General features: G+C 41.1%; 26 protein-coding genes. 15 read left to right on the forward strand and 11 right to left on the reverse strand.

Going from position 1 to position 26,415, the window contains the following annotated elements; genetic code table 11:
* Positions 1-152: 152 nt before the first annotated feature.
* Together M2135_RS05460 and miaA are read left to right on the forward strand one after the other, a co-directional pair.
* On the forward strand, positions 153-707 hold the full coding sequence (locus M2135_RS05460; protein WP_280747597.1) for a hypothetical protein: 555 nt from the start codon (positions 153-155) through the stop codon (positions 705-707).
* Entirely contained in the window at positions 707-1,600 is an 894-nt protein-coding gene (gene miaA / locus M2135_RS05465) for a tRNA (adenosine(37)-N6)-dimethylallyltransferase MiaA (protein WP_280747598.1), read from the forward strand. The genes M2135_RS05460 and miaA overlap by 1 nt, the downstream gene beginning before the upstream one ends.
* Positions 1,601-1,655: 55 nt before the next feature.
* Here the strand turns inward: miaA and M2135_RS05470 are convergent, their stop codons facing one another.
* The 3 genes from M2135_RS05470 to M2135_RS05480 form a co-directional block, all read right to left on the reverse strand.
* On the reverse strand, positions 1,656-2,903 hold the full coding sequence (locus tag M2135_RS05470; RefSeq protein ID WP_280747599.1) for a nuclear transport factor 2 family protein: 1,248 nt from the start codon (positions 2,901-2,903) through the stop codon (positions 1,656-1,658).
* A 144-nt stretch (positions 2,904-3,047) separates the two neighbouring features.
* Entirely contained in the window at positions 3,048-3,893 is an 846-nt protein-coding gene (locus M2135_RS05475) for a helix-turn-helix transcriptional regulator (RefSeq protein ID WP_280747600.1), read from the reverse strand.
* 110 nt (positions 3,894-4,003) lie between these two features.
* On the reverse strand, positions 4,004-4,654 hold the full coding sequence (locus M2135_RS05480) for a DUF5715 family protein (protein WP_280747601.1): 651 nt from the start codon (positions 4,652-4,654) through the stop codon (positions 4,004-4,006).
* A 664-nt stretch (positions 4,655-5,318) separates the two neighbouring features.
* Here M2135_RS05480 and hisS point away from each other — a divergent pair.
* From hisS to groL, 3 genes are all read left to right on the forward strand, one after another.
* Positions 5,319-6,941 carry a histidine--tRNA ligase gene (gene hisS / locus M2135_RS05485; RefSeq protein WP_280747602.1) on the forward strand — a complete coding sequence of 541 codons (1,623 nt, stop codon included), beginning with the start codon at positions 5,319-5,321 and terminating at the stop codon, positions 6,939-6,941.
* Positions 6,942-7,145: 204 nt separating this feature from the next.
* On the forward strand, positions 7,146-7,415 hold the full coding sequence (locus M2135_RS05490) for a co-chaperone GroES (RefSeq protein ID WP_280747603.1): 270 nt from the start codon (positions 7,146-7,148) through the stop codon (positions 7,413-7,415).
* 22 nt (positions 7,416-7,437) lie between these two features.
* On the forward strand, positions 7,438-9,075 hold the full coding sequence (gene groL, locus M2135_RS05495) for a chaperonin GroEL (protein WP_280747604.1): 1,638 nt from the start codon (positions 7,438-7,440) through the stop codon (positions 9,073-9,075).
* Between the two features lie 90 nt (positions 9,076-9,165).
* On the opposite strand, the gene M2135_RS05500 is transcribed toward groL, so the two are convergent.
* The 4 genes from M2135_RS05500 to M2135_RS05515 form a co-directional block, all read right to left on the reverse strand.
* Positions 9,166-9,759, reverse strand: a complete 594-nt coding sequence (locus tag M2135_RS05500; protein WP_280747605.1) for a porin family protein — start codon at positions 9,757-9,759, stop codon at positions 9,166-9,168.
* Between the two features lie 165 nt (positions 9,760-9,924).
* On the reverse strand, positions 9,925-10,611 hold the full coding sequence (locus M2135_RS05505; RefSeq protein WP_280747606.1) for a zinc metallopeptidase: 687 nt from the start codon (positions 10,609-10,611) through the stop codon (positions 9,925-9,927).
* 130 nt (positions 10,612-10,741) lie between these two features.
* Positions 10,742-12,013, reverse strand: coding sequence for an adenylosuccinate synthase (locus tag M2135_RS05510; protein WP_280747607.1), 1,272 nt, complete (start codon positions 12,011-12,013; stop codon positions 10,742-10,744).
* A 32-nt stretch (positions 12,014-12,045) separates the two neighbouring features.
* Complete coding sequence (locus tag M2135_RS05515) at positions 12,046-12,507, reverse strand: Fur family transcriptional regulator (RefSeq protein WP_348537105.1); 462 nt, start codon at positions 12,505-12,507, stop codon at positions 12,046-12,048.
* A gap of 457 nt (positions 12,508-12,964) precedes the next feature.
* Here M2135_RS05515 and M2135_RS05520 point away from each other — a divergent pair, with 457 nt between their 5' ends.
* The 5 genes from M2135_RS05520 (at position 12,965) to M2135_RS05540 (ending at position 15,979) form a co-directional block, all read left to right on the forward strand.
* Positions 12,965-13,507 (forward strand): nitroreductase family protein, encoded by a 543-nt coding sequence (locus tag M2135_RS05520; protein ID WP_280747609.1) that lies wholly within the window; start codon positions 12,965-12,967, stop codon positions 13,505-13,507.
* 12 nt (positions 13,508-13,519) lie between these two features.
* Positions 13,520-14,287, forward strand: coding sequence for a Rossmann-like and DUF2520 domain-containing protein (locus M2135_RS05525; RefSeq protein WP_280747610.1), 768 nt, complete (start codon positions 13,520-13,522; stop codon positions 14,285-14,287).
* Positions 14,280-14,801 (forward strand): HAD-IIIA family hydrolase, encoded by a 522-nt coding sequence (locus M2135_RS05530; protein ID WP_280747611.1) that lies wholly within the window; start codon positions 14,280-14,282, stop codon positions 14,799-14,801. Before M2135_RS05525 ends, M2135_RS05530 begins: the two co-directional genes overlap by 8 nt.
* Before the next feature lie 12 nt (positions 14,802-14,813).
* The gene (locus tag M2135_RS05535; RefSeq protein WP_280747612.1) at positions 14,814-15,398 is read left to right on the forward strand and encodes a Maf-like protein; all 585 of its coding nucleotides are present in this window, start codon (positions 14,814-14,816) and stop codon (positions 15,396-15,398) included.
* 134 nt (positions 15,399-15,532) lie between these two features.
* Positions 15,533-15,979, forward strand: a complete 447-nt coding sequence (locus M2135_RS05540) for an META domain-containing protein (RefSeq protein WP_280747613.1) — start codon at positions 15,533-15,535, stop codon at positions 15,977-15,979.
* 5 nt (positions 15,980-15,984) lie between these two features.
* Here the strand turns inward: M2135_RS05540 and M2135_RS05545 are convergent, their stop codons facing one another.
* Positions 15,985-17,340, reverse strand: coding sequence for a dipeptidase (locus M2135_RS05545; protein WP_280747614.1), 1,356 nt, complete (start codon positions 17,338-17,340; stop codon positions 15,985-15,987).
* A 127-nt stretch (positions 17,341-17,467) separates the two neighbouring features.
* Between M2135_RS05545 and M2135_RS05550 the strand changes: the two genes are divergently transcribed.
* Entirely contained in the window at positions 17,468-18,196 is a 729-nt protein-coding gene (locus M2135_RS05550; RefSeq protein ID WP_280747615.1) for an SDR family NAD(P)-dependent oxidoreductase, read from the forward strand.
* Here the strand turns inward: M2135_RS05550 and M2135_RS05555 are convergent.
* From M2135_RS05555 to M2135_RS05565, 3 genes are all read right to left on the reverse strand, one after another.
* Positions 18,187-18,579: a GtrA family protein gene (locus tag M2135_RS05555; RefSeq protein ID WP_280747616.1), complete on the reverse strand. Its 393-nt coding sequence runs from the start codon at positions 18,577-18,579 to the stop codon at positions 18,187-18,189. The genes M2135_RS05550 and M2135_RS05555 overlap by 10 nt on opposite strands.
* 80 nt (positions 18,580-18,659) lie before the next feature.
* The gene (gene glgP / locus M2135_RS05560) at positions 18,660-21,230 is read right to left on the reverse strand and encodes an alpha-glucan family phosphorylase (protein ID WP_280747617.1); all 2,571 of its coding nucleotides are present in this window, start codon (positions 21,228-21,230) and stop codon (positions 18,660-18,662) included.
* A 98-nt stretch (positions 21,231-21,328) separates the two neighbouring features.
* Positions 21,329-22,993, reverse strand: coding sequence for a glycosyltransferase (locus M2135_RS05565; RefSeq protein ID WP_280747618.1), 1,665 nt, complete (start codon positions 22,991-22,993; stop codon positions 21,329-21,331).
* Between the two features lie 129 nt (positions 22,994-23,122).
* Between M2135_RS05565 and M2135_RS05570 the strand changes: the two genes are divergently transcribed.
* From M2135_RS05570 to M2135_RS05585, 4 genes are all read left to right on the forward strand, one after another.
* A complete protein-coding gene (locus M2135_RS05570) occupies positions 23,123-23,416 on the forward strand; it encodes a hypothetical protein (RefSeq protein ID WP_280747619.1) in 294 nt (97 codons plus the stop codon).
* A complete protein-coding gene (locus M2135_RS05575) occupies positions 23,413-23,982 on the forward strand; it encodes a lysophospholipid acyltransferase family protein (protein WP_280747620.1) in 570 nt (189 codons plus the stop codon). Before M2135_RS05570 ends, M2135_RS05575 begins: the two co-directional genes overlap by 4 nt.
* 102 nt (positions 23,983-24,084) lie before the next feature.
* Positions 24,085-24,870 carry an amidohydrolase gene (locus M2135_RS05580; RefSeq protein ID WP_280747621.1) on the forward strand — a complete coding sequence of 262 codons (786 nt, stop codon included), beginning with the start codon at positions 24,085-24,087 and terminating at the stop codon, positions 24,868-24,870.
* Positions 24,867-26,120 (forward strand): MFS transporter, encoded by a 1,254-nt coding sequence (locus M2135_RS05585; RefSeq protein WP_280747622.1) that lies wholly within the window; start codon positions 24,867-24,869, stop codon positions 26,118-26,120. The genes M2135_RS05580 and M2135_RS05585 overlap by 4 nt, the downstream gene beginning before the upstream one ends.
* The last annotated feature ends 295 nt before the right edge of the window (positions 26,121-26,415 follow it).

Raw genomic sequence — 26,415 nt, forward strand, 5'->3', positions numbered from 1 at the left:
TTTGGCGATTATTTTTTTAACACTTTAACGAATGGTTTTGGAAAACGTATCTTTTAGTTTTGGCGATTATAGGTCTTATGCAGATAAATAGGCATAGTAATATGGCTACATTAATATTTTTACTATTTTTGAACCACAAAAACAATACGATTATGCTGTTTAGATTTCTTATTATTTCAGACGAAGTAGATGATTTTATTCGTGAAATAACGATTGATTCGGAAGCCTCTTTTCTTGATCTGCATAACGCTATTCTCGACTCGGTTGAATACACCAAAGATCAGATGAGTTCCTTCTTTATATGTGATGATGACTGGGGTAAGCGAGCAGAGATTACTTTGGTGGATATGGGGTCTTCTTCTGAGGAAGATTCATATATTATGGAGGATACGCGTCTGGAAGAGTTGTTGGAGGATGAAGAACAGAAGTTATTATATGTATTTGACTACCTGACAGAGCGGGCGTTGTTTATGGAACTTCGTGAGATAATCCCCGGGGAAAACCTGGCTCAACCGAAGTTAGGTAAATCGATCGGACTGCCTCCTCAACAATTTGTTGCATTCGATGCTCTGGATGTGAAAACGACAACTGTAACAGTTGGAGAAGAATTCTACGGAGATTCGGAATACGATCTGGACGAACTGGATGAATCAGGTTTTGAAGGGTTGGGCGATAATCTGGAATCGTTTGATGATGACCGTTTCTAATGCATACCCTTCTGGTTTTATTGGGCCCCACAGGTGTTGGTAAAACGGACTTGAGTTTACGTATAGCCGAATATTTTCAATCGCCTATTATTTCTTCAGATTCGCGGCAGGTTTATAAGGATCTGCCGATTGGTACGGCAGCACCTACTGCCGATCAGATGGCGCGTGTAAAGCATTATATGATCGGTATGCTTTCTTTAACCGATTATTATAGCGCCAGTCAGTTTGAACAGGATGTGTTATCCCTTCTGCATACGTTGTTTCAACAACATCCGGTTGTCGTTATGACCGGAGGTTCGATGATGTATATCGATGCCGTTTGTAAAGGAATTGATGATATACCCACAATAAGCCCGGAGATCCGCAATGCCATTTATGCCCAGTATGAACGCGATGGACTACAGGATATTCTGGAGGAGTTACGACAATATGACCCTGTTCATTACGACGAAGTCGACCGAAATAACTATAAACGTGTGATCCACGCCGTTGAGATCTGCCGGATGACCGGTAAACCTTATTCTTCTTTTCGTACCTATAGTCGTAAGAAACGTCCTTTCCGGATTGTCAAGGTCGGCTTGACACGTGATCGGGATGAATTATATGAGCGAATCAATCAACGGGTTGACCAGATGATGGGTGACGGCCTGTTGGAAGAGGCTCGTCGGGTGTATCCGTTCAAATATTTGAATGCATTGAACACTGTAGGTTATAAAGAACTGTTTCATTATTTCGATGGCGAATGGACATTGGATCAGGCCATTGAAAAGATCAAGCGCAATTCACGCGTGTACGCCCGCAAACAAATGACCTGGTTTAAGCGAGATGAAGAGATCCGATGGTTTCATCCGGAGGAAGAGGATATTATTGGCGCGATAGAAGATAGGATATAAATTAAAAAATGTAACGATACCGTAGAGACAGGGCATGCCCTGTCTCTACGGATTATTAATCCCGTGGCATGCCGGAATAATGAATATGGTAAATTTTCCATTCATCATTAATTTTGCGACAAATTAATGTTTCTCTTCCTTTATTTTGTCGCATAATACCCTCTTTATCTTTTCGATCGAAAACCCAATAGAATTGGATGTATGCCATATCTCCATACACATTTATAACCTCGCTTACACTTGACAGTTTTCTTTCAGATAATTCACCAAATGAATTTACGATGAAATCATTAAAGATACTGTTGAATCCAAAATACTGTCCGGTTCCATTAATGATTGATATATCTTCGGTATCAGCCCATATTGTTCTGGCCAATGAGCGATCAACATCTGAAATAGATTTTGTATAGTTATTCAGCAGCATCCTGATTTTCTCTTTTTCAGTATTGGCCGTTTCCTCAGGATAAAGCCCTTTCGCCAGAGCCCGTACATTTGTTGCACCTGTTAATTGAGGATAAGCAGCTATCAACTGTTGGCTGAAAGTATCCGCATTGTCACATTTATCCAACAACATTTTGACATATTCCAGATATTCGATTTGAAAATGGACAACATCTATTTTTGCAGGAGTACCGTGTGACCCGAAAAATAGTTCACTTTGAGTTGATTGGGCATATTTTAATTCAGTAAGAACCGCATCAACAGCATTCCTGTCCGGAATTTGCATGGAGTTAAAATGTACTTTTGCCGGGGCAAAATGAGAGTAGTAAGCTTTGTCGCCAATGAAGATACTTGCTGCAGGAAAATCGCTTTTAGCCCCAGCAGTGAATACAAAGTTGACACCTGCCCATTGCTGTTTTGAATTAAATTCGATCGTTTTTGTTTTCTTATGCGGCCGTAAATCCATTGCCTCACCGAAGATATTTGCAAAATTCTTAAGCATACCGCTATATATTTCACCTTGCTCAAACTCCGGCATACCTTTCATCATGACTACCTTGTTTGCCGGATATTCGGCCAATCCACCTGTGTGGTAGTTCGCTATAATTTTTGAAACCGGTTTATTCAATTTTTGGGTGTATTCATTGAACTCACGAATGCTTTTCACAAAAGAAGGTTGTTCCAGAATGACTAATTCTTTATCACCCTCAATAATCGCACTAACATCTGCCATCGCTTCAGCAGACGTATAAATATGAAGCTTGTAAGTGCCCATATCAAAAACCTCCAGACTGCCTTTCATCGTTTGTGCTCCTGTAGTGAAAGTGATCAACAGAAGGAGCAGAGTAAACATGTTCTTCATAACTTTATTTCTTTAAATGAATAATATTGACGAGACAAAAATACAATCCGGTATGTGGGAAAAGAGAATACATTTCCGTGTGATGATGGTAAATCTCCGACAAGTATAATTTTTATCTTATCGGATTGGGTAAAGGACGAGTGGTTATCGTTTTGTGGAATTCCGGAACTGAATGGGGGTGATCTGTGTATGTTTGCGGAAATACTTGTTGAAGTTGGTCGGTTCATCAAAACCGAGTTCAAAACCTATCTCTTTTACAGACAGGGTGCTGTATGCTAATAATCGTTTGGCTTCAAGTATAGTACGTGAATCAATATAAACTTTAGGTGTTTTACCGGTAAGCTTCTTTACCTCTTTGCATAGTGTTTTTTCATTTATACCTAATAAGTTAACGTAAAATTCCGTATTTCTGTTTTCTTTGAAGTATTTTTCAACAGCATTGTAGAACATTCTTCCTATATGGTCTGTAACAGGAGGGTAGGCCGTGGTAAGGCATCTCTCGGCACCGAGTAAGATTGCACGTAGGTAGCTGTGGGCTATTTCTGCCTGAAAGTAGTCAGTTGGGCGTTCCAATTCCTCTTCCAGTAATGCGATCAGGCTTCCTGCAAGTGTTGGACTAATGGGTACGGTTTTATTCAGGTTTATCGGATTAAGAATCTCGGCGATATGTAAAAAACTGGTGTCAAGTTCACTGATAGAGAAGAAAGAACTTGTAAATAGAATGATCTTACCGGAATAATCAGAAATGGTGTCGAATTCACAGACTTGTCCGGAGGAGATAATGAGAATCTCATTGGCTTGTATGGTGATTTTCTGAAAATCAATTCGGAAGATAGCACTTCCTTCGGAAAGCCATATAATTTGATAAAAGGCAGCCCTGTGAGGGTGTCGAAACAGTTTAGGCAACTCTTTGACAAACGCTAACTCTTTTACCTCTACCTCAATCGGTAAAACCTTGAAATCGAAAACTCGGATACTATTCTTTTCCATCGAAATACAAAAATAGTGAAAGATCCGTTTAATCTTATACGAAGGAATCTTAAACGAATACAGATAACTCCAATTGTCAATTTTCAACTGTCAATTGTCCATTTTTCATATCACGGTCTCACCGTGATATGAAAGCATCCTTGTTTGCGCTCATGTTTGATGTAGCAGCGTTTTTCACGTTTCAGATCGCGTAAGACCATGGCCAGTACCATTTTCAATTCATCTTTTCCGATGTTCAATGTGTCTTTTTCGTCCATTTTAGTAAACTTGTTCCAGGAGATGTCGAATGTCGTGCCGTATAGATGCGCCGAATTTTCGGACGAATTGATATTTCTTTTTCGTAAACCTTGAATATCATCGATGGTACGGGTAACGCTTGTGACTTTGATTGTATAGATTGGTGCATTCAGATTTTTGAGTGTATCCTGAAAATTCCGACCGATATCAGTCAGTAATTTTTCGGCTTCAGGCACAAGAAAGGGTATCGAATGAGTTAAATTTTCTACTTCGTAGTATTTATTGGTTTTAATCTCTTTCATTTTTTTAGAGGCATGTTTGGCTTCTTCACGCGAAGAGACCGGATCAATCCCTAAGGTCGTTGCCGCTTCGATATGGAGTGCATTCAGGTCGTTGAAGTCACGATTGTAACTGCCGTTGTACCAGATACGTTTAAGTTCTCCCCGTTTTTCTTTACAGGATGAAACGGGAATAAGGATGAAAACAGTAAAAAGGAGTAGCGTAAAAACAGAGATTACTTTCATGAGGGCATGATTCTAAATTGGCTAACAAAAATAGACAGAAAAGAGATATAAACATAACGTGTCGGTCATGAATACGGAGAATGTATACAAACAAAAAACGGAGCGTCGCAGTCGGTTTATTTGAAGCATCCAAATCACTTTTCTGTTAGAGGTACGTCTAAAATGATTTAGACGTACCTCTAAATGAATTTACACGTACCTCTAAATTTGTTTAGACGTACCTCTAACAAAAAACAGAGGTAGGTATAATAAAAAAGTGAACAGAATAGTTCTGTTATTTCTATAGGATGGAAATAATAAACGTTCGTGGTTGTTTTGTTTTTCCTTTTTAAAGGGAGATTGAAAGGGCTCTTATGATGTGTCGATTTATCAAGAAAGCGGAGGCAGACTTATTCTTTTTTTGTGGGATTTGAATTATGGTGTTGTTTGTGGCGTGTTTTGTATTGTTTTGATTATGTGTAGTTTATGATATGTCGATTTGTCGATAAATACAAATTGGCGCAATGTCTACAATTTGGATATGCAGCTGGTTGATGAGGTTTCGCGGGTCGTTTTATGGCTTGTGTCGGGCGATGAATATAGGAGGTTATAATCGTGTTTTTCGCTCTTTGCCCTTCATGATAAAAATGCTACCTTTGCGACCTGATTTTAAATACTAATGGTCATGCAAAAACCTTCTATTCCAAAAGGGACAAGAGATTTTTCGCCGGAAGAAATGGCGAAACGTAATTATATCTTTAATACGATTCGTGATGTTTTTCATCTGTATGGTTTTCAGCAGATTGAAACACCTGCCATGGAGAACCTCTCTACCTTAATGGGAAAATATGGGGAAGAGGGAGATAAACTGCTGTTTAAGATATTAGATTCAGGGGATTATCTATCTGATTATAATGAAGAAGAGAGAGAGTTAATAGGTGAAATAGTAGATGCAAAAAAACTTCTTATTTCTAGATCAGTTACGAATAAGAATAAGAAAGATGTAATAAGAAAATTGATAGAACTATCGGGTACTAATAATGGACAGGTTCTTATAGATGTAGTTCTAAAACAATTATTAGTAGATGGCATTCTTGTTAGAACAGAAGATGGATATTTATCCTCTGCCGAGGATATTAATTTAGACGAAATTAAAAATGTTGTTAAAAATGAGATAAATAAGGTTGCGGATGAATTGCTTAAAAATACAATAAGGCCTATTGTTGGAAAAGACAAAGGTTTGCGTTATGACCTGACGGTACCTTTTGCCCGTTTTGTCGTTCAGCATCGGAATGAGATTAATTTTCCGTTCAAACGGTATCAAATCCAACCGGTATGGCGTGCCGACAGGCCTCAGAAAGGGCGTTATCGCGAATTTTATCAATGTGATGTCGATATTATCGGCTCGGATTCGTTGATCAATGAGGTGGAACTGATTCAGATTACCGATGAGATTTTTAGCCGGTTAGGTGTCAATGTAGCCATTAAATTGAACAACCGGAAGATATTAACCGGTATTGCAGAGATCATCGGTCAGGCGGATAAAATTGTGGATATAACTGTTGCGATTGATAAATTGGATAAGATCGGGTTAGACAAAGTCAATGAAGAGTTGCGCGGAAAAGGGTTAACCGAAGAGGCGATCGAACGCTTGCAACCGATCATTATGCTTGACGGTTCTAATAAGGAGAAAATAGAGATACTGAAAAAGACATTGGCCGCTTCTGAAACAGGGCTAAAAGGGGTGGAGGAAGTAGAGTTTATTTTGAACAGGTTGCAATATGTTGAGTTACGTTCTCAGTTGGAACTTGATCTGACTCTGGCTCGTGGATTGAATTATTATACCGGTGCGATATTTGAAGTAAAAGCGCTGGATGTTCAGATCGGCAGCATAACCGGTGGAGGGCGTTATGATAACCTGACGGGTGTTTTTGGCATGGAGGGTGTATCGGGTGTTGGTATCTCCTTTGGCGCTGATCGTATTTTTGATGTATTGAATCAATTGGAATTGTATCCGGAGGATTCGTTATTAACGACACAGCTGCTTTTTGTCAATTTTGGTGAAGTAGAAGAACAGTATCTATTGCCGGTAGTTGCACAGGTACGCGCTGCCCATATCCGGACCGAACTCTATCCTGAAGCTGCAAAGATGAAAAAGCAGATGAGTTATGCCGATGCCAAGGGAATCCCTTTTGTTGCGATTGTCGGAGCAAATGAAATGGCGGAAAACAAGATCAATCTGAAAAATATGTTGACAGGTGAGCAGACGATGCTGACCGTCTCAGAATTAATAGCCTCCTTGAGTTAATCTCGACATCAAAGCGGAATATTTTACATATTGTCAGTAACAAAGACATCCTGTCAGTCGTAAAATAGGAACTGTTTTTCTTTTAACCGAAAAAATGACAGTCGGTTTGGCTGATTTTTTTTTGGCACAGTATTCGCAAAGCATTAGGCAAACGATCAAAAATAAAAACAATTTATACTATTAACTTATTTAAAATATCAAGAAATGAATATCAAACCATTAGCAGACAGAGTGCTGATTAAGCCGGCTGCAGCAGAAGAAAAAACAGTGGGTGGAATTATTATTCCTGATTCAGCAAAAGAAAAACCTCTAAAAGGTGAAGTAGTTGCCGCAGGTAACGGAACAAAAGATGAAGAAATGGTTGTAAAACCGGGTGATAATGTATTGTATGGTAAATATGCCGGAACAGAAATCGAGTTCGATGGTGAGCAATACCTGATCATGCGTCAATCTGATATTTTAGCAATAATATAATATCTAAAAAACATAAATCATTATGGCAAAAGAAATTAAATTTGAGATGGAAGCCCGCGACCTGTTGAAAAAAGGCGTGGACGAATTGGCGAATGCGGTTAAGATCACGCTTGGCCCGAAAGGACGTAATGTGATTATCGAGAAAAAATTCGGTGCTCCTCATATTACTAAAGACGGTGTTACAGTCGCTAAAGAGATAGAACTTGAATCTCCATACGAAAATATGGGTGCTCAGTTGGTGAAAGAAGTGGCTTCTAAAACCAATGATAATGCCGGTGACGGTACGACTACTGCAACTATTCTTGCACAGTCTATTATCAGTGTGGGTTTGAAGAACGTAACAGCTGGTGCTAATCCGATGGATTTGAAACGTGGTATCGATAAAGCGGTGGTTAAAGTGGTTGAAAATATCGCTTCTCAGGCTGAAGCTGTAGGTGATAGCTTGGAGAAAATTGAAAACGTAGCCAAGATCTCAGCGAATGGTGACGAAAGCATCGGTAAGCTGATTGCTGAAGCGATGAAAAAAGTGAAAACAGAAGGTGTGATCACTGTAGAAGAAGCTAAAGGCACAGAAACAACTGTAGATGTTGTTGAAGGGATGCAATTCGATCGCGGTTATATCTCTCCTTATTTCGTAACAGATACGGAAAAGATGGAAGCTCAGATGGAAAATCCATATATCCTGATCTACGAAAAGAAAATCTCTGTATTGAAAGAATTACTTCCTATCCTGGAGCAGACCGTACAAAGCGGACGTCCGATGTTGATTATCGCTGAAGATATCGATAGTGAAGCATTGGCTACTTTGGTTGTAAACCGTCTTCGCGGATCATTAAAAATCTGTGCAGTAAAAGCACCAGGTTTCGGTGATCGTCGTAAAGCAATGTTGGAAGATATCGCTATCCTGACTGGTGGTACAGTGATTTCTGAAGAGACAGGTATGAAGTTGGAAGGTGCTACCATCGATATGTTGGGTACTGCAGAAAAGATTGTTGTGAATAAAGATAATACAACAATCGTAAACGGTTACGGTGATAAAGAAGCTATCCAAGGTCGTATCGGTCAGATCAAGTCTCAGATGGAAACAACAACATCTGATTACGATAAAGAAAAACTACAGGAACGTCTGGCTAAGATGGCCGGTGGTGTTGCAGTTCTTTATGTTGGTGCAGCTTCTGAAGTTGAAATGAAAGAGAAGAAAGACCGTGTGGATGATGCATTGAGTGCAACCCGTGCTGCTATCGAAGAAGGAACTGTTCCTGGTGGTGGTGTAGCTTACATCCGTGCGATCGAAGCATTGGAAGGTCTGAAAGGCGAAAACGAAGATGAAACAACAGGTATCGAAATTGTAAAACGTGCCATTGAAGAACCGCTTCGTCAGATTGTAGGTAACGCAGGTAAAGAAGGTGCTGTTATTGTACAGAAAGTGAAAGAAGGTAAAGGTGACTTTGGTTACAATGCGCGTACAGATGTGTATGAAAACTTGTGCAAAACAGGCGTAATCGATCCAGCGAAGGTTACTCGTGTCGCTTTGGAAAACGCAGCATCAATTGCTGGTATGTTCCTGACTACTGAATGTGTTATTGTTGAAAAGAAAGAAGATCTTCCTCCGATGCCTATGAACCCGGGAATGGGTGGTGGAATGGGTGGAATGATGTAATCAACAATCCCAATAATATAAAAAAGTCGAGTAGATATTTCTACTCGACTTTTTTTATGTTTACAACTCTCTATTGTTTGAAGAATACGTTTAGAAAAGAACTGCTGCGGTAATAGACCAACCTCTGTTTTTACCCTTTCCATCTATGACGGAAGAGGCATTGATCGGTGAAGAGCTAAAATCATTGGTCAGACCTAATCCATAATTCAACCCGACTTGCAGATGATTAAATACTTCAGCTCCCAATCCGAAATTTAATCCGGCGCCAAAGCTTTTTGCTTCTATCTGATTGCCTACCACATTCCATATTTTATCTCCACCGACTCTGAATCCGACATACGGACCGGCATTCAAATAAGCTTTCACCAAAGGAATACCGAATTTCCATTTAAAGTTAACCGGGATATCGATATAGTCGGTTTTCATATTCTCCTGATCCCTTTCCATTCCCTTTTGCGAATAGAGGATAGCAGCATCCAATCCGATACCCAATAGGGGTATGGTTGTTTCAAGCATAGGGCCGATATGAAAGCCGGTTACATTATCTGCTTCCAGTACATCCGAACTAAAGTGAACAGAGGAAATATTGAGTCCGCCTTTTACTCCAAACCGAATCTGAGCCTGAGCTGGCGAGGCAATCAAAGCCATAAAGGCAACTAAAACAAGACCAATAATCTTTTTCATTATTTTTTATTTAAATGATTAAACGTTGCAAATAAACGTACTTTTTAAATAATAAACAAATGAATAGATCGAACTGTTTTGAGCGATTTCGATTGTCTGGATATAAAAAAAGGTTATCTAATTTTAGTTAGATAACCTCTTTCTTATTTGTGCAGTAAGATTGGCTTACCCTCTGTTTCTTCCTCCAAGGAATATCATAATGTAATACAGTAAAGTAGCCAAAGAGCCGAGTGCTGCAACAACATAGGTGTAGGCCGCAGATTTTAAGGCATCTTCAGCTTTGTCATGCGTAGCAACATTTGTGATGCCGGCACGGTTCAGCCAGACCAATGCCCGTCGACTGGCGTTGATTTCTACAGGCAGGGTAATGAAGCTAAAAAGCGTTGTTGTTGCAAACAAGATAATCCCAAACAAGAGCAGCTGAGGGAATGTATTGATCAATAACATACCACCCAATAAGACCCATGTCATAATGCTCGATGAAAAGCTGACCACAGGAACTAATGCCGAGCGCATCTTTAATGGAGCATAAGCGGTAGCATGTTGAATGGCATGCCCACATTCATGCGCCGCAACGGCCGCAGCGGCTACGCTGTTGCTGTAGTAAACCGATTCACTTAAATTGACTGTTTTATTTGTCGGATTATAGTTGTCGGTTAAATGTCCGCGTGTAGCAGTTACCTGTACGTCATAGATCTCGTTATCACGTAACATCTTTTCTGCGACGTCCTTTCCTGTCATCCCGTTGGGCAACGGAATCTGCGAATACCTTTCAAACTTACGTTGCAGACTGGAGGATACCAGCCAACTCAACAGCGCAAAACCTATAAAAAGAATCCAATACATACTCATAACTATCTTATTTTACTTGTTCATAAAAAGGAAAACAAAAACTTTGCCAAAAATTAAAATGGCAGAAGCATTTCCTATCAGGATGTGGTCTTCTGCCATTTTGTAACTAATTATCAGTTGTTTTGTTCAATCAATTGTCGGTGTACCTGACAATCGTCTGTGCCCGATCGGGTCCGACAGAAACGATTTTAATCGGTACTTCAAGTTCTTCTTCAAGGAATGTCAGGTAGGCATTGAATTCTTCCGGAAATTCATCCTCGCTCTGCATTTTTGTCATATCGGTTTTCCATCCGGGCAGTTCCACATAAACCGGTTGGATCGAATCGTCTATTTCAAATGGGAATTCGGTCATCTCTTGGCCATTCATGGTATAACCGACACACGCCTGAATTGTTTCGAAACTATCCAATACATCACTTTTCATCATGATCAGCTGAGTGACTCCATTGAGCATAATCGAATATTTGAGGGCGACAAGATCGATCCAGCCGCAACGACGTTTTCTGCCGGTCACCGAGCCAAACTCATGGCCGATCTGACAGATTTGTTCTCCCGTTTCATCGAATAGTTCGGTGGGGAATGGTCCGCTACCGACGCGTGTACAATAGGCTTTAAAGATTCCGTATACTTCACCGATATTACGGGGAGAAACACCCAGTCCGGTGCAACATCCGGCACAAATTGTATTCGATGAGGTCACAAACGGGTAGGAGCCGAAATCAATATCCAGCATAGTGCCTTGAGCACCTTCTGCCAGTACCGATTTTCCTTCTTTCAGATAGTTGTTCACGACATGTTCGCTGTCGATCAACATAAATTTTTTCAGGTATTCTATTCCTTCAAACCACTCCTTTTCCAGATCAGCGATGTCATAGGAGTAATTCAATGATTGCAATATCGCCTCATGCCTTGCTTTGGCGGCATTGTATTTGTTTTCGAAATTGTGCAAAATATCTCCGACGCGCATCCCGTTACGGCTGATTTTATCGGTATAAGTCGGACCGATTCCTTTGCCGGTCGTGCCGATTTTACCAGCTCCTTTAGCTGCTTCGTAAGCCGCATCCAGCATACGATGAGTAGGTAAGATCAAATGTGCTTTTTTAGAAATGGCTAAACGTTTAGTCAGATCATGTCCGCTGGCGGCTAAAGCTTCCGCTTCTTGTTTGAATAATAACGGATCCAAGACCACTCCATTTCCGATTACATTTAGCTTTCCTCCCTGGAAAATACCGGAAGGAATAGAACGGAGGATATACTTTTTGCCATCAAACTCTAATGTATGTCCCGCATTTGGTCCTCCCTGGAAACGGGCGATTACATCGTAATCCGGCGTCAGTACATCGACAATTTTCCCTTTGCCTTCATCTCCCCATTGTAATCCTAATAAAACGTCTACTTTCATTTTTTTCTTTAAATATATAGGCTATTAATACTTTATTTTCTTACGGTTTGTTTTTTGTATTTGCATTTACTGCAAACGCCATAAATATATAAACAATGAAATTCGGGTGTAAATCGTGTTACACGCATATTCTTTACAAATGTTTTAAATATTTGATTACGTATTTCACGGATTGCTCCGCATTTTGTACAGATAAGATGTTGGTGCGTTTCTGCCAGGCGACGTAGTTCGTATTGAACAGATTGTGAGGTTAACTGGTGTCTGACAATTAATCCGGCATCAATCAATACCTCAATGGTGTTATAAAGAGTGGCTTTGCTGACATGATAGTTTTGCTCTTCCAGATCCTGATATAACAGGGTTATATCGAAATGTCCGGGAAAGTGGCAGATACGTTCGAATATAGTATACCTTTCCTCAGTTTTCCGGAGTTGTTTCCCTATCAGATACTCGGTAAACTGTTCACGCATTTCGGTATATAACTTCGTCCCAATCATGTCGCCATTTCACGCGGAGGACAAAGGTAACGTATTTATTTTAAACGTAAAACGGTTGAAGAAGAATATGTCTGCATTTCTGCGAATCAGTAGTTAAAGAAATGAAATACGGAGAGGGCTATCTTTATTCATGTGCATCTGTTACCCGTTTTATCGGAGACTGTTACCTGTTTTTCCCGAAAGAATTAATCGTCTAACGGTTGGATCACTTTCGTCTACCAATTGGGTCACTATCGTCTACCAGCTGGTGCCTAATCGTCTACCAACTGGTAGACGATTAATTTTAGGAAATAAAGACACAGTTCATTCTTATGATTCGAAGAGCAGTTCTGCGACTTTTAGGTAAGGGTATTCGTTCTTACTGTTTGTATTTTGTCCGGAGCGCGTTATCTTTGCATACACTCAAGTAAAAAATGAGGATCGTTTGTTGTCCGCATTATAAATAACGATAGATATGAATAGTTTCGCTGAATTAATAAAGAATAGAAGAAGTACACGGAAATTTACCGATCAGTTATTGACTCCCGAGCAGGTAGAATCCCTTTTGAAGGCCGGATTAATGGCTCCTGCTTCAAAGAGAAAAAATCCCTGGCATTTTATCGTTGTCGAAGATAAAGAGATGCTTAGCCGCTTGGCAGCGTGTAAAGAACATGGTGCCTCCTTTATCGAAGGGGCGGCTCTGGCGATTGTCGTGTTGGCCAGTGTGATGGAGAGCGATGTCTGGATAGAGGATGCTTCGGTCGCTTCGATCTATATGCAGCTTCAGGCCGAAGATCTTGGACTGGGGAGTTGCTGGTGTCAGATCCGTAGCCGGGTGACAGCCGACGAGACCGATTCGAACGATTATGTACGTCGGTTATTGAATATCCCTTATCAATTGGATGTCCTTTCGATCATTGCGTTTGGCTATAAAGATCAGGAGAGAAAGCCGTTTGACGAGGCTCACTTACAATGGGAGAAAGTGCATATCGGAAGTTTTCAGATGGGTGAAGAGTAAAAAAACAGATCGATGTTGGTTGTTTTTATAGGAGCAGGTAATCTGGCGACCCATCTGGCTTTGGAGATGTCGCGTAAAGGGCTGAGAGTCGGACAGGTGTATAGCCGGACGGAGGAGAGTGCCGCTGATTTGGCTCGGCAGTTAGACTGTGCGTGGACAATTGATCCCCAGGCGATCCGGTCGGATGGTGATCTGTATGTGTTTGCAGTTAAAGACGCGGCATTACCGGCTGTTATCTCGCAGCTGAAACCCAACAACGGTTTGTGGGTGCATACGGCAGGCAGTATGCCGATGGATATCTTCAAAGGGTATACGTCTCGTTACGGCGTGTTTTATCCCTTGCAGACATTCAGTAAAAGACGATCGGTTGATTTTAGCCAAATTCCTGTTTTCTTGGAAGCAGCCCGAGAGGAAGATCTTAACGTCCTGTCTGAGGTTGCCCAACAACTTTCTGACCATGTGGAGATTTTATCCTCGGAGAAACGCAAACGGTTGCATTTGGCAGCGGTTTTTGCCAATAATTTTACCAATCATATGTATGTATTGGCTGGAAAAATTCTTGAAAAAGAACATCTCCCTATCGATGTACTGCGACCGTTAATTGATGAAACTGCCGCTAAAATACATGATATGCCGCCTTTGCAGGCTCAAACCGGGCCGGCGGTTCGCTACGATGAAAATGTAATCAATAAACAATTGGATATGCTGACCGATCCGCAGATGAAAGCTCTTTATCAGCTGATTAGCCAAAATATACATAAAGAAGCAACGAATGAGTAGTATCAATTATGATCTGAAGAAGATCAAAGCATTTGTTTTTGATGTGGATGGAGTGCTTTCAAGTGATATCGTACCGCTTCACCCGAACGGCGATCCGATGCGCACGGTGAATATCAAAGATGGCTATGCCTTGCAGCTGGCTGTCAAAAAAGGGTATCATGTGGCTATAATCACCGGAGGATATACTGATTCGGTCGAATTGCGCTTTTCCCGTTTGGGCATTCCACATATTTATATGCGTAGTGCGATAAAAATAGACGATTTTAATGATTTTATGGCGAAAACCGGATTGCATCCGGATGAAGTCATTTATGCCGGTGATGACATCCCTGATATGGAAGTGATGAAACAAGTCGGATTGCCTGTTGCTCCGGCCGATGCCGCACCGGAGATCAAAGCTGTAGCCAAATACATCAGTGCCCGAAGGGGAGGAGAGGGGATTGCCCGTGATGTGATTGAACAGACGATGAAGGCGCAGGGGAAATGGATGTGTGACGAGGCTTTTGGCTGGTAAAACAAAGATAAAATGCTTGAAAATCTCAAAAAATACAAACTTGTTCTGGGGTCGAACTCTCCACGACGCAAGGAGTTGTTAAAAGGGTTGGGGTTGGATTTCGAGGTTCGTGTGATTGCGGATGTAGACGAATCCTACTCGCCTTTATTGCAGCCTGTGGATATTCCTGAAAGTATCGCCCGCAAAAAGGCGGATGCTTATCAAACAGGACTGGCGGTCAACGAATTATTGATAACAGCCGATACAATCGTATGGTCGTCTGAGAAAGTACTGGGTAAACCGGTCGACTTTGAAGATGCAGTCTGTATGCTTCACGAACTATCCGGCCATGTGCATCAGGTGATTACAGGTGTTTGTCTGATGGCGCAGGAGCGGTCGCTCTCTTTTTCTGTGACCTCGGATGTTCAATTTGCCCAATTAACCGATGAAGAAATTCGTTATTATGTCACGCATTACAAACCTTATGATAAAGCCGGTGCTTATGGTATCCAGGAGTGGATCGGATATATTGGCGTGGAAGGCATAACAGGTAGTTTTTATAATGTCATGGGTTTACCGATACAACGATTGTATCAGGAATTAAAAACTTTTCAATAAAAATAAAAAACAAGTTTTATAAAACTTGCGCATTTATTTATGTATTTTTGCCCTCGTTTTTGGAGATAAATAATGGAGTAGGGAAGTTGATGTCCTGTGATAGGACAGCATCCCGTGTGTGTTAATCTAATATAATGAAAGTAGAAAAAAAGTTTGTTCTTTTTTTATTAGTATCTGTATGTCTTTTTTGTTCTTGCGAGGATAATGAAAGTAATAATGAAAATATCTTAACGAATACGCAATGGCGATTGGAAGGATTTGTGAATGGGAATACGGGGAAAATGACCCCTCCTTTAAGAGAGGGTAACCTGTATTATACGCTCTATTTTGACCGGAATACATTAATCGGAATGGGAGCCGTCAATACTTTTAAAGGCAAATATACGATCGACAACACGGCAAACTTAGCCATGCAGATTATTCAACAATCGCATGAACAAAGCGGAAAAGGAGACGATCAAAAATACATCAGCGCCTTAAAATCCGTTCGATCCTATAAGAAAACAACCAGTGTGCTTAGCCTCTATTATGAGGGAAACAATTTCATGAAATTTAAACGAATGGGAAACGGGAATAATTGATTTTTTTATTTGTATTCCCTGTAAAATTCGGCAACAGCCTCAATTCCCTGATAAAAGAAATCCAACCGGCAACTTTCATTCGGCGAATGAATGGCATTTTGTTCCAATCCAAAGCCCATCAGGATGGTCTTGATGCCTAATATTTGTTCGAATGTTGAGATGATCGGGATACTTCCTCCGCGACGTACAGCCAACGGTTTTTTACCAAATGCGATACCAACAGCTTTTTCTGCCGCTTTGTAGGCCGGAATATCAATTGGACAGACATAGCCCTGACCTCCGTGTGAGGGGGTTACCTTGACAGTGACATACTCGGGAGCCACGCTGGCAATATAGTTTTCAAATAGTTGACAGATCTTTTCATGATCCTGATGAGGAACTAACCGGCAAGAGACCTTGGCATAGGCTTTTGACGGCAATACCGTTTTGCTTCCTTCTCCGGTATATCCTCCCCAGATACCGCAAATATCAAATGCCGGGCGGCAACTGTTCCGTTCAAGTGTCGAATAACCTTTTTCTCCGCGTAATGCTTTTACGCCAATCGCTTCTTTGTATTTTTCTTCGTCGAACGGGATTTGAGCGATCATCTCCCGTTCTGCAGGAGAGACATCCTCTACGTCGTCATAAAAACCGGGAATTGTGATTCGTCCGTCTGCATCAGTGATATTGGCCATTAATTGACATAATACGTTGATCGGATTGGCAACGGCACCACCAAAATGTCCGGAGTGAAGATCGCGGTTCGGTCCGGTCACTTCCAACTCCCAGTAGGCAAGTCCCCGTAGACCGGTTGTTAAAGACGGGGTTTCTGCATTGACCATGCTGGTGTCGGAAACCAGTATAATATCGGCTTTCAATAGATCCTGATGTTGTTTACAGAATGTTTCCAGACTCGGTGAGCCAATCTCTTCTTCCCCTTCAAAGATGAATTTGACATTACATTGCAACAGGTTCTCTTTCAAAGCGGTCTCAAATCCTTTTACCTGTATCATGGCTTGCCCTTTATCGTCATCTGCCCCGCGAGCCCAGATCCGACCATCACGTATTACGGCTTCGAAAGGATCGCTGTTCCATAATTCGAAAGGCTCGGCTGGCATCACATCGTAATGCCCATAAACCAATACGGTCGGAGCGTCTTGGGCATAATGTTTTTCGCCATAAACGACCGGATTGCCGGTAGTGGGCATGACTACGGCTTTATCGGCTCCCGACGATAATAGGATTTCTGTCCATCGTTGGGCACAAGCCTCCATGTCCGGTTTATGTTCTTGTTTGGCACTGATAGAAGGAATACGTATCAATGAAAATAATTCTTCGAGAAAACGATTTTTGTTTGATTCGATATACGATTTTACAGACATGTCTTTGGTGTTTAATTGATTCTTCTGGGCAAATATAGTGAAAGCTGGGGATCAGACAAGCCAGATGCTTCCTCTTTTAGATTTATCATTACATTTGTAAGGCAGTAGGGATGAAAAAATCAATCGGATGAAAAAGATTATTATTATCGGAGCAACATCGGGTATCGGATATGAAGTGATGAAAATATATCGTCAACGTGGATATCGCCTGGGCATTGCAGGGCGGCGTTTGGCTGAGTTGGAGAAGATACAGGCTGAAAGTATGCCCGGCCAGGTAGAGATACAGCAGATCGATATTACGCAAGCAGATGCGGTTGACCGGTTGAAACAGTTAATCGATCAGGTTGGAGGAATGGATCTCTTTTTGTTGAGTTCCGGAATCGGTCAGCAAAACAGAACGTTAGATCCATTACCTGAATTACAGACTGTAGAAACGAATGTCGCCGGGTTTACCCGTATGGTGACTGCTGTTTATCATTATTTTCGGAAACAGGGGAAAGGACATTTGGCTGTGATTAGTTCGATTGCCGGAACGAAAGGACTTGGTGTTGCTCCGGCTTATTCGGCGACGAAACGTTTTCAAAATAGTTATATGGACGCTTTGGCTCAATTAAGTCGAATGGAGCGACTCTCCATCACATTTACCGATATTCGTCCTGGTTTTGTCAGGACTGCTCTTTTGAAAAGCGGACATTATCCGATGCTGATGCAACCCGATAAAGTTGCCGGCCGGATTGTAAAAGCTTTAGATCGGAAGAGACGTGTAGTCGTCATTGATTGGCGTTATCGTCTATTGGTTTTCTTTTGGAGATTGATCCCAAGGTGGTTGTGGGAACGATTGCCTGTTCATAACTGAGATGAACCCTTAAATGTTATTTTCCGGTTCATCACAAAATTAACAGCCCCATAAACGAACAGCCCTAAGAATTGAGCCAGGTATTCGTTTATACCGAGTAGTTCGACCATTAATAATAGGGAAATAAACTGTGCTCCGTAGGCACATCCGAATGCGATAAGGAATAGGGGAACTTCACGTTGGAAACTTCCGGACGAGGAACCGAAGATCCAATATTTGCTCCAGAAAAAATTATTGATCAGTGCGGCTATATACCCTGCAATATTCGATATGATATATCCACAATGAAAGATATCCATCATCAGCCAAATGACAACAGCAGTGATGAGTGCATTTAATGAACCGATTATGGCAAAACGCAAAATGCGAACGGACTCTTTCATGGTTGGATAAAACTTGAGGGTGTATCCTATCAATCAACCAATGGTTTTAGATACACCCTCAAATCTCTGTGAAATTATTTTTATAACTGAATCCAGCGAACGTATGCAAAGTCCATACGATGAGGGAGTTCTTTGTTTTCAGGGAAAACACGGAAGCCCATCTGGATATTTCCGGCTTGTACAGGTGATGCTGTTAATTCAAAATAGAGTTTGGTTCCCTCTTCTTTTTTCAATGTAAAGGGGTTTACGCGAATAATATCCGTTGAATGTGTTTCCGGATTTTCTCGGGTAACAATCATTTCTGCCCCTAACATTCCTTTTAAATCATGCCGGTCGATGACCAGATTGAATGTGTATTCGTTGCCAATGACCGGCCCATTGACGGTAATATCATCGCTACAGGTGAATGACTCAACCTGGAAATGATCCCAGTGTTCGGCAACTTCTTCTTTCCAAGCTGCAATTTCTTTCGCTTTTGCATACTGATGATCCGTTAGATGTGCAGAACGTGTAGCCAGTTTATTATAGAAACGTGCAACGTAATCGTCGAGCATACGTTTCATGGTATAATCAGGTGCAATTTTAGCAATGGAATTCTTGACATGTTGTCCCCATTTCTCAGAAAAACCTGTTTCGTTCAGATCGAAGAAAGTCGGTATAATTTCTGTTTCCAGGATATGGTAGATTGTTGCAGCGTCTAATTGATCCTGATATTGTTGGTTGTCATACGTCCGCTTATCTGTCAGCGCCCAACCTGCACCCTCTTTATATCCTTCGTACCACCATCCGTCTAAGACAGAAAAATTAAGTACGCCATTCATTTCAGCCTTCTCTCCGGATGTTCCGGAAGCTTCCAATGGACGGGTAGGGGTGTTTAACCAGACATCTACACCAGCAATCAAACGTCGTGCTAAGCGCATATCATAATTTTCGAGGAAAATAATTTTTCCCAGAAATTCAGGACGACGAGAGATCTCTACGATATGTTTAATTAAGCCTTGCCCTCCGCCATCTGCCGGATGCGCTTTCCCTGTAAAAATAAACTGGATAGGACGTTCCGGGTTATTGACAATCTGAGCCAATCGATCCAGGTCGGTAAATAAGAGATGCGCTCTCTTATAAGTGGCGAAACGACGTCCAAATCCAATCAACAAGGCATTGGGATTAATCTTTTCGAGGATAGAAACCACTTTAGAGGGATCTCCCTGGCTTTTTAGCCAATTGCCGCGATATTGTTCACGAATATATTCGATTAATTTTTTCTTTAAAGCAACACGTAGTTCCCATAATTCAACAGTAGGAATGTCATAGACCTTTTCCCAATAAGTTTTATCCGACTGATTATTAAAAAAGTCTTTACCGAATTTTTCCAGATAGAACTTTTTCATCTCTGTAGCGGCCCAAGTAGGTAAATGTACGCCATTGGTCACATATCCCACATGAAGTTCGTCGGGGAAATATCCTTTCCATACCGGAGCAAACATTTTTTGAGAGACTTTGCCATGCAACCAGCTTACTCCATTAGCCTCCTGACAAGTATTTAGTGCGAAAACACTCATGGAAAATTTCTCATTGGATCCAGGGTTTTCGCGTCCCATATCAATGAAGTCTTGCCAGCTGATACCTAGTTTAGCAGGGAACTCACCCATATAACGACCAAACAGACTCTCTTCAAAATAGTCATGTCCGGCAGGAACAGGGGTGTGAACCGTATAAAGAGCTGAAGCACGAACAACTTCCAATGCTTCATTAAAAGTCAATTTCTCATTTTGGATATAATCTACCAGGCGTTGTGCATTAATTAATGCAGCATGTCCTTCGTTACAATGGTAGATCTGTTTTTTGATGCCAAGTTTGTTCAACATCATAATCCCTCCGATCCCCAACAGATATTCTTGTTTCATGCGGTTTTCCCAGTCGCCACCATATAATTGATGGGTAATGGAGCGATCCCACTCACTGTTTTCGGGAATATCGGTATCCATTAAGTACAAAGGAATACGTCCGACATTTACTTTCCAGATATGAACAAATACTGTTCTTCCGGGATAGGGAACTTCTAAAGTTAATGGCTCACCGTCAGCCTGCATCACCTGGGTAAGAGGAAGGGCATTGAACTTCTGAGCCTCATAGTTGGCTATCTGTTGGCCATCTAAAGATAAACTTTGTGTGAAATAGCCGTATCGGTATAGAAAACCGACCCCACATAGATCGATATTGCTATCGCTTGCTTCTTTTAAATAGTCGCCGGCTAAAACGCCAAGCCCTCCGGAGTAGATCTTCAATACATTGGTCAGTCCGTATTCCATACTGAAATAAGCGACTGATGGTTTTGTCTTATCCGGTTTGACATCCATATATGCCTTGAAATTGGCGTGTACTTTCTTCATTTCGGCCATAAATTCTTTGTCGGCCATTATTTCTTTCAAGCGGTTGTATGAAAGGCTTTGAAGCATAAGAACAGGATTACCTTCTGTTGATCTCCATAATTCTTTATCTATACTACCAAAGAGTTTTGCTCCTTCATGATTCCAAACCCACCACAGGTTTGTAGCTATTTCATGTAAAGGTTGTAATTCCTTGGGTAGTTGAGAATGTGCGTAAACTTCTTTCCAAATCGGACTATTGGCATTATTCGCTTTGATCTTCATCTGTGTGAATTTTATTAGTGAAAATTAGTAGGGTGTAATTATCTTTTTACCTTTTGAACCGACAAAGATAGGATTATCAGATTAATTATGAGCACTTTTTAACACTTTCTTTTTTCAGCGTTGCGTAAAGCAATCTCAAAAGCATCCAGATAAAAGGCGATGAATTTGTCCCATTCAGCTTTGTTGGCCAGATCAAAACAGTTGTGTCTTATTTCTTCCATTTCTTCTTCATCTTTTCTGCTTAGGGTCAGCATGTGATTACAGATGGCATTAGCCACTTCAAAGTAGTTGAAATCTGTCCGGGTAACAACCGCAACACCATCTTCAATACGGTCGCCTATTCTATTTTTCTTGGCCCATAACCCAAAACCGGCTAAGTCTGTAGTGATCGTAGGTATACCGAATGCGATACTTTCGAGTGGAGTATATCCCCAAGGTTCATAATAAGAAGGAAAGACAGTCGCATCCATTCCAATCAGCAGGTCGTAATATGTTTTATTGAAAATACCATCTTGTCCATCCAGGTAACAGGGGACAAATATGATTTTCATTTTTTCATTGGCGGAATTAGAAAATCCGGCATGCTGAATATAGTTAATTACTTTATCTTCGGCCATCTGATTGAGCCAGTGAGTAGCGAACGGCATTTGCATCTGGCAGGTCGTTTGTATGTTCTTTTCAATAACAGCTTTCAGGTCAGCACGTGCCTCTTTCACCCATGCCGGCACCATAATAAAGGCAACCACTTCACGTTGCAACATACCGCATGCGCTTGCACGAAGATAATTCATCGCCTCGATAAATACATCAATACCTTTATTGCGATACTCATACCGACCGCTTGTGGCAACGAATAAAGCATCGGAAGAGATTGTACATCCGAGTAGTTTTTCAGCCACATTCGTCAGAGTTTTTCGTGCTTCTTTACGTTTTGCCGTATATTGTTTCCCTTCGGGAACAAAATTACGTTCAAACCCGTTAGGAGTCACTATATCCGGAGTTTTGTTTAATAGTTGCCTACATTCATGGGCCGTGATATCACTTACTGTTGTGAAACAATCCACATGGTGTGCGGCTTGTTTTTCCAGCGAGTGTTTGGCTTCCATATTCAACTCTTTAGCCATTTGATCGCCATTATAACCGTCCATATACGCATAAAGCGCTTTGTTATTACCTGCAATAGAACGACCGATAGATGTGGCGTGGGTGGTAAAGAGGGTTGCAATATCGGGCAATTGTTTCTTTATGTATAAAGCACCCATGCCCAACATCCATTCGTTGAATAATGCAGCGACCTTCTTTTCTTCTAAGTGGTAATAGCGATAAAAGCTTTCAATGACTTTACCTGTTGCATAAGCAAAAATACATGATTCGTCATAATCGCCGTAGGCATGCATGGAGTCGACGCCAAAATCCTGCCACATTTGATAAAACAAACGATCCCGCTCGTTAAAAAAAGGTTTGAAGTCGACTAAAATAACGGGAGGGGTGCCAGGAACATTCCAACGGCCAACCTTTATCTTCAATGAATCCGTTGACTCGGCATATGTCTTCCAGTCGTGAAACAACTGGTTGTCTATTGTAAAGTCGATGGGCGATTGGTTATCCCATAGATCTGGCCCGATAAAAATAATTTTGTCCTGAAACAACTGTTGTAATGTATGGGCTTTTGTGGATAAAACGGTATAAATGCCTCCGACTTTGTTACATACTTCCCAGCTACTTTCAAACAGATAGTCTGGCATTTTTTCTAATGGATCCATCGCTATTTTATTTACTTCTCTTTTTGACACAATAGTGCAAAGATAATCTATTTGCGTTTTTTATTTGCTAAACAATAGTTTTAATCACAATGTTTTTATATTTGTGGATATTTAAATTAAAATAGATTTATGGCAAATAGACGGATTTTAAAAAAGGAAATAAGCTATGCTGCAGGAGAACTTTTTGCAGAAGTGTTGGTATGCAAAGTCTTAATTCCGGGAGTCGATCGGCTTGAAGCGGATAAGCTGTTGGGGCGGATCTTAGATATGCAGGATGATTTTATAGGTCGTGCAGGTCGGGTAGATGGCAGAAACAATCAGAAACTGGTGAAAGAGTATTACCGGAAGTTGAGAACAGATTTACAAGCGGAGGTCGATGCCATAGGCGTAGAGATCGGAAAGTTGAATAGCGAAACAGCATGAAGTCGGCAATAAGTAAATCCATTCTTCGTCTTATGGGTTGGACGCTGGGGGCGGTGGATGGAGTGGAATTGCCGAAATGTGTCATTTGTGTTGCGCCGCATACAAGTAATTGGGATTTTTTCATCGGAAAACTCTTTTATTGGTCAATAGGATGTCATGCCAGCTTTCTAATCAAAAAAGAATGGTTCTTTTTCCCCTTCAATCTTTTGTTTAAATCGTTCGGAGGAGTGCCGGTCGACCGTAGTCGGCGAAGTTCAGTCACTGAACAGATGGTAGAAGAGTTTAACCGACGGGAGATCTTTCAACTGGCGATCACTCCGGAGGGAACGCGTAAGCCGGTAGAAGAGTGGAAAAAAGGCTTTTATTATATTGCACTTGCAGCACAAGTACCGATTTTATTAGGAGCTCTTGATTATAAAAAGAAAGAAGTGGGAATAAAAGAGGTCTTTTATCCGACCGGAGATGTGGAGAAAGATATGCGATATATTCGTATGGCTTATGAAGATGTATCCCCCTGTAATCCTAAATACTTTATAACTATGGATAGATCCGGAACAAGGGATTGACAATGGATAGCCCTTCTTCCTACATATAATATTCTAAATTAACCTTAGTTCGGATGATTGTCCATTGTCCTTCATCCTTCACCAAATTAAATCTAAAACGTTATGGCAGACAGTATTCGTGTAAGTATGATCCAATCTCATATCATATGGGAAGACAGAGACGAGAACCTGGGTTATTATGGAGAGTTGCTTCGCAGGGTGAGCGGTAAAACGGATATCGCTGTATTACCTGAAACTTTCACGACCGGTTTTTCTATGAATGTAGAGGCTTTGGCCGATACGATGGAAGGGAAAACAGTCCCTACCATAAAAGAATGGGCGAAAAAATATAAACTGGCTGTAACAGGAAGTTTTATTGTTAAGGAAGGAGGTAAATATTATAACCGGGCCTTTTTTATCACTCCTGAAGGAGAAGAATACTATTATGATAAACGTCATCTGTTTCGAATGGCTGAGGAGGATCACTATTTCTCGTCAGGTAACAAGCAACTGATCGTCAATTATAAGGGATGGAATATCTGTTTACTGGTTTGTTATGACCTTCGTTTCCCGGTATGGAGCCGGAATGTCAATAACAGCTACGACCTGTTGATCTACGTTGCTAATTGGCCGGATGCAAGAAAGAAAGTCTGGAAAACACTGTTGCAGGCACGGGCGATGGAGAATATGGCTTTTGTCTGTGGAGTAAACAGGGTTGGAATAGATGGAAAAGGTTTTGTTTATCGTGGCGATTCAATGATCTATAACCCGAAAGGGAAAAAAGTGGCTGATGCCGGTAAACGGGAAGAAATAACCCGGACTTGCACTTTACAAAAGAGTGACATCGATGATTTACGTAAGAAATTCCCCGCATGGAGAGATGCCGATACTTTTTCTATTGATTTATGAAAATACGTAATCCCTGGAGTTGGATCCCTTCGCTCTATTTTGCGGAGGGATTGCCGTATGTTGTTGTCATGACCTTGTCGGTTATTATGTATAAACGTATGGATATCTCCAATACGGATATCGCATTATATACCAGTTGGCTCTATTTCCCCTGGGTGATCAAGCCCTTATGGAGTCCTTTTGTCGATTTGATCAAAACCAAGCGGTGGTGGATTTATACCATGCAACTTTTAATTGGTGGTGGAATGGCCGGTGTCGCGTTTATGTTGCCGGGCGATTTCTTTTTCAAAGCGACTCTGGCCTTTTTCTGGTTGATGGCCTTTAGTTCGGCTACCCATGATATTGCTGCCGACGGTTTTTATATGTTAGGGTTATCCGAAGAACAACAAGCCTTTTTTATCGGTATCCGCAACACGTTCTATCGCGTCGCCATGTTGACGGGACAAGGATTATTGGTTATGCTTGCCGGTTTTCTGGAGGCAGCGACCGGACGTATCCCTTTTGCCTGGAGTATTGTCTTTTTTATTTTGGCGGGAATGTTTGTCGGTTTAGCCTTATGGCATAAGTTTATATTGCCTAAACCAGCCGCCGATATCCAGCGTAGCCAGATCACAGCACAAACGATATTTACGGAATTTACACAAACATTTATCCGTTTTTTTAGTAAAAAGGGAATTATTCCGGCATTGATATTTATGTTGACTTATCGGTTGGGCGAGTCCCAATTGGTCAAACTTGCATCTCCTTTTCTGTTGGATAAGTCTGAAGTAGGAGGGTTGGGGTTGGAAACTTCTCAGGTCGGATTTGCCTACGGAACAGTGGGGGTTATAGCCCTCCTTTTAGGCGGAATTCTGGGAGGTATTGCCATCTCTCGCAAGGGGTTGAAATATTGGATCTGGCCTATGGCATTAGCGATCTCTTTACCCAATCTGGTCTATTTGTACCTGGCTTATGCGTTGCCGGACAGCTTATTTGTGATCAATTTATGTGTTGGCATAGAGCAGTTTGGTTATGGTTTTGGATTTACGGCCTATACCATGTACTTGATGTTATTTGCCGAAGGAGAATATAAAACATCCCATTATGCCATAAGTACCGGTTTTATGGCCCTGGGAATGATGTTGCCGGGAATGATTTCCGGATGGATACAGGAGCAGATCGGTTATCCGTATTTCTTTGTCTGGGTGATGATCTGTTGTATTCCTCTGTTTCTTGTGATTCCATTCTTAAAAATTAAATCCGGGAAGTAATTATTCCCAGTTTTAGTCCTTTTGAATTCTATTTTTAGATCGATTGCGACCGTTACTTAAATGTGATGGCAGACTTTCCGAAAAAAAACGAGAGATAAATTCGTTTGACAATTATCAAACGAATATGACACAATTGTCGAATGATCATTCGACATCTGTCAAACGATCATTTCACAATTGTCAAATGAATTTTTCATCGAAAAAATGACTTATCCTAAAATTGGTTGTCACATTTCGTCACTGTTTACTATAAAAGTTGACACAACCAAAACTCATCCCTAACAAGGTTGTCATT

This window comes from Parabacteroides sp. PF5-9 (genome assembly GCF_029893105.1).
GTDB lineage: Bacteria > Bacteroidota > Bacteroidia > Bacteroidales > Tannerellaceae > JARXWG01.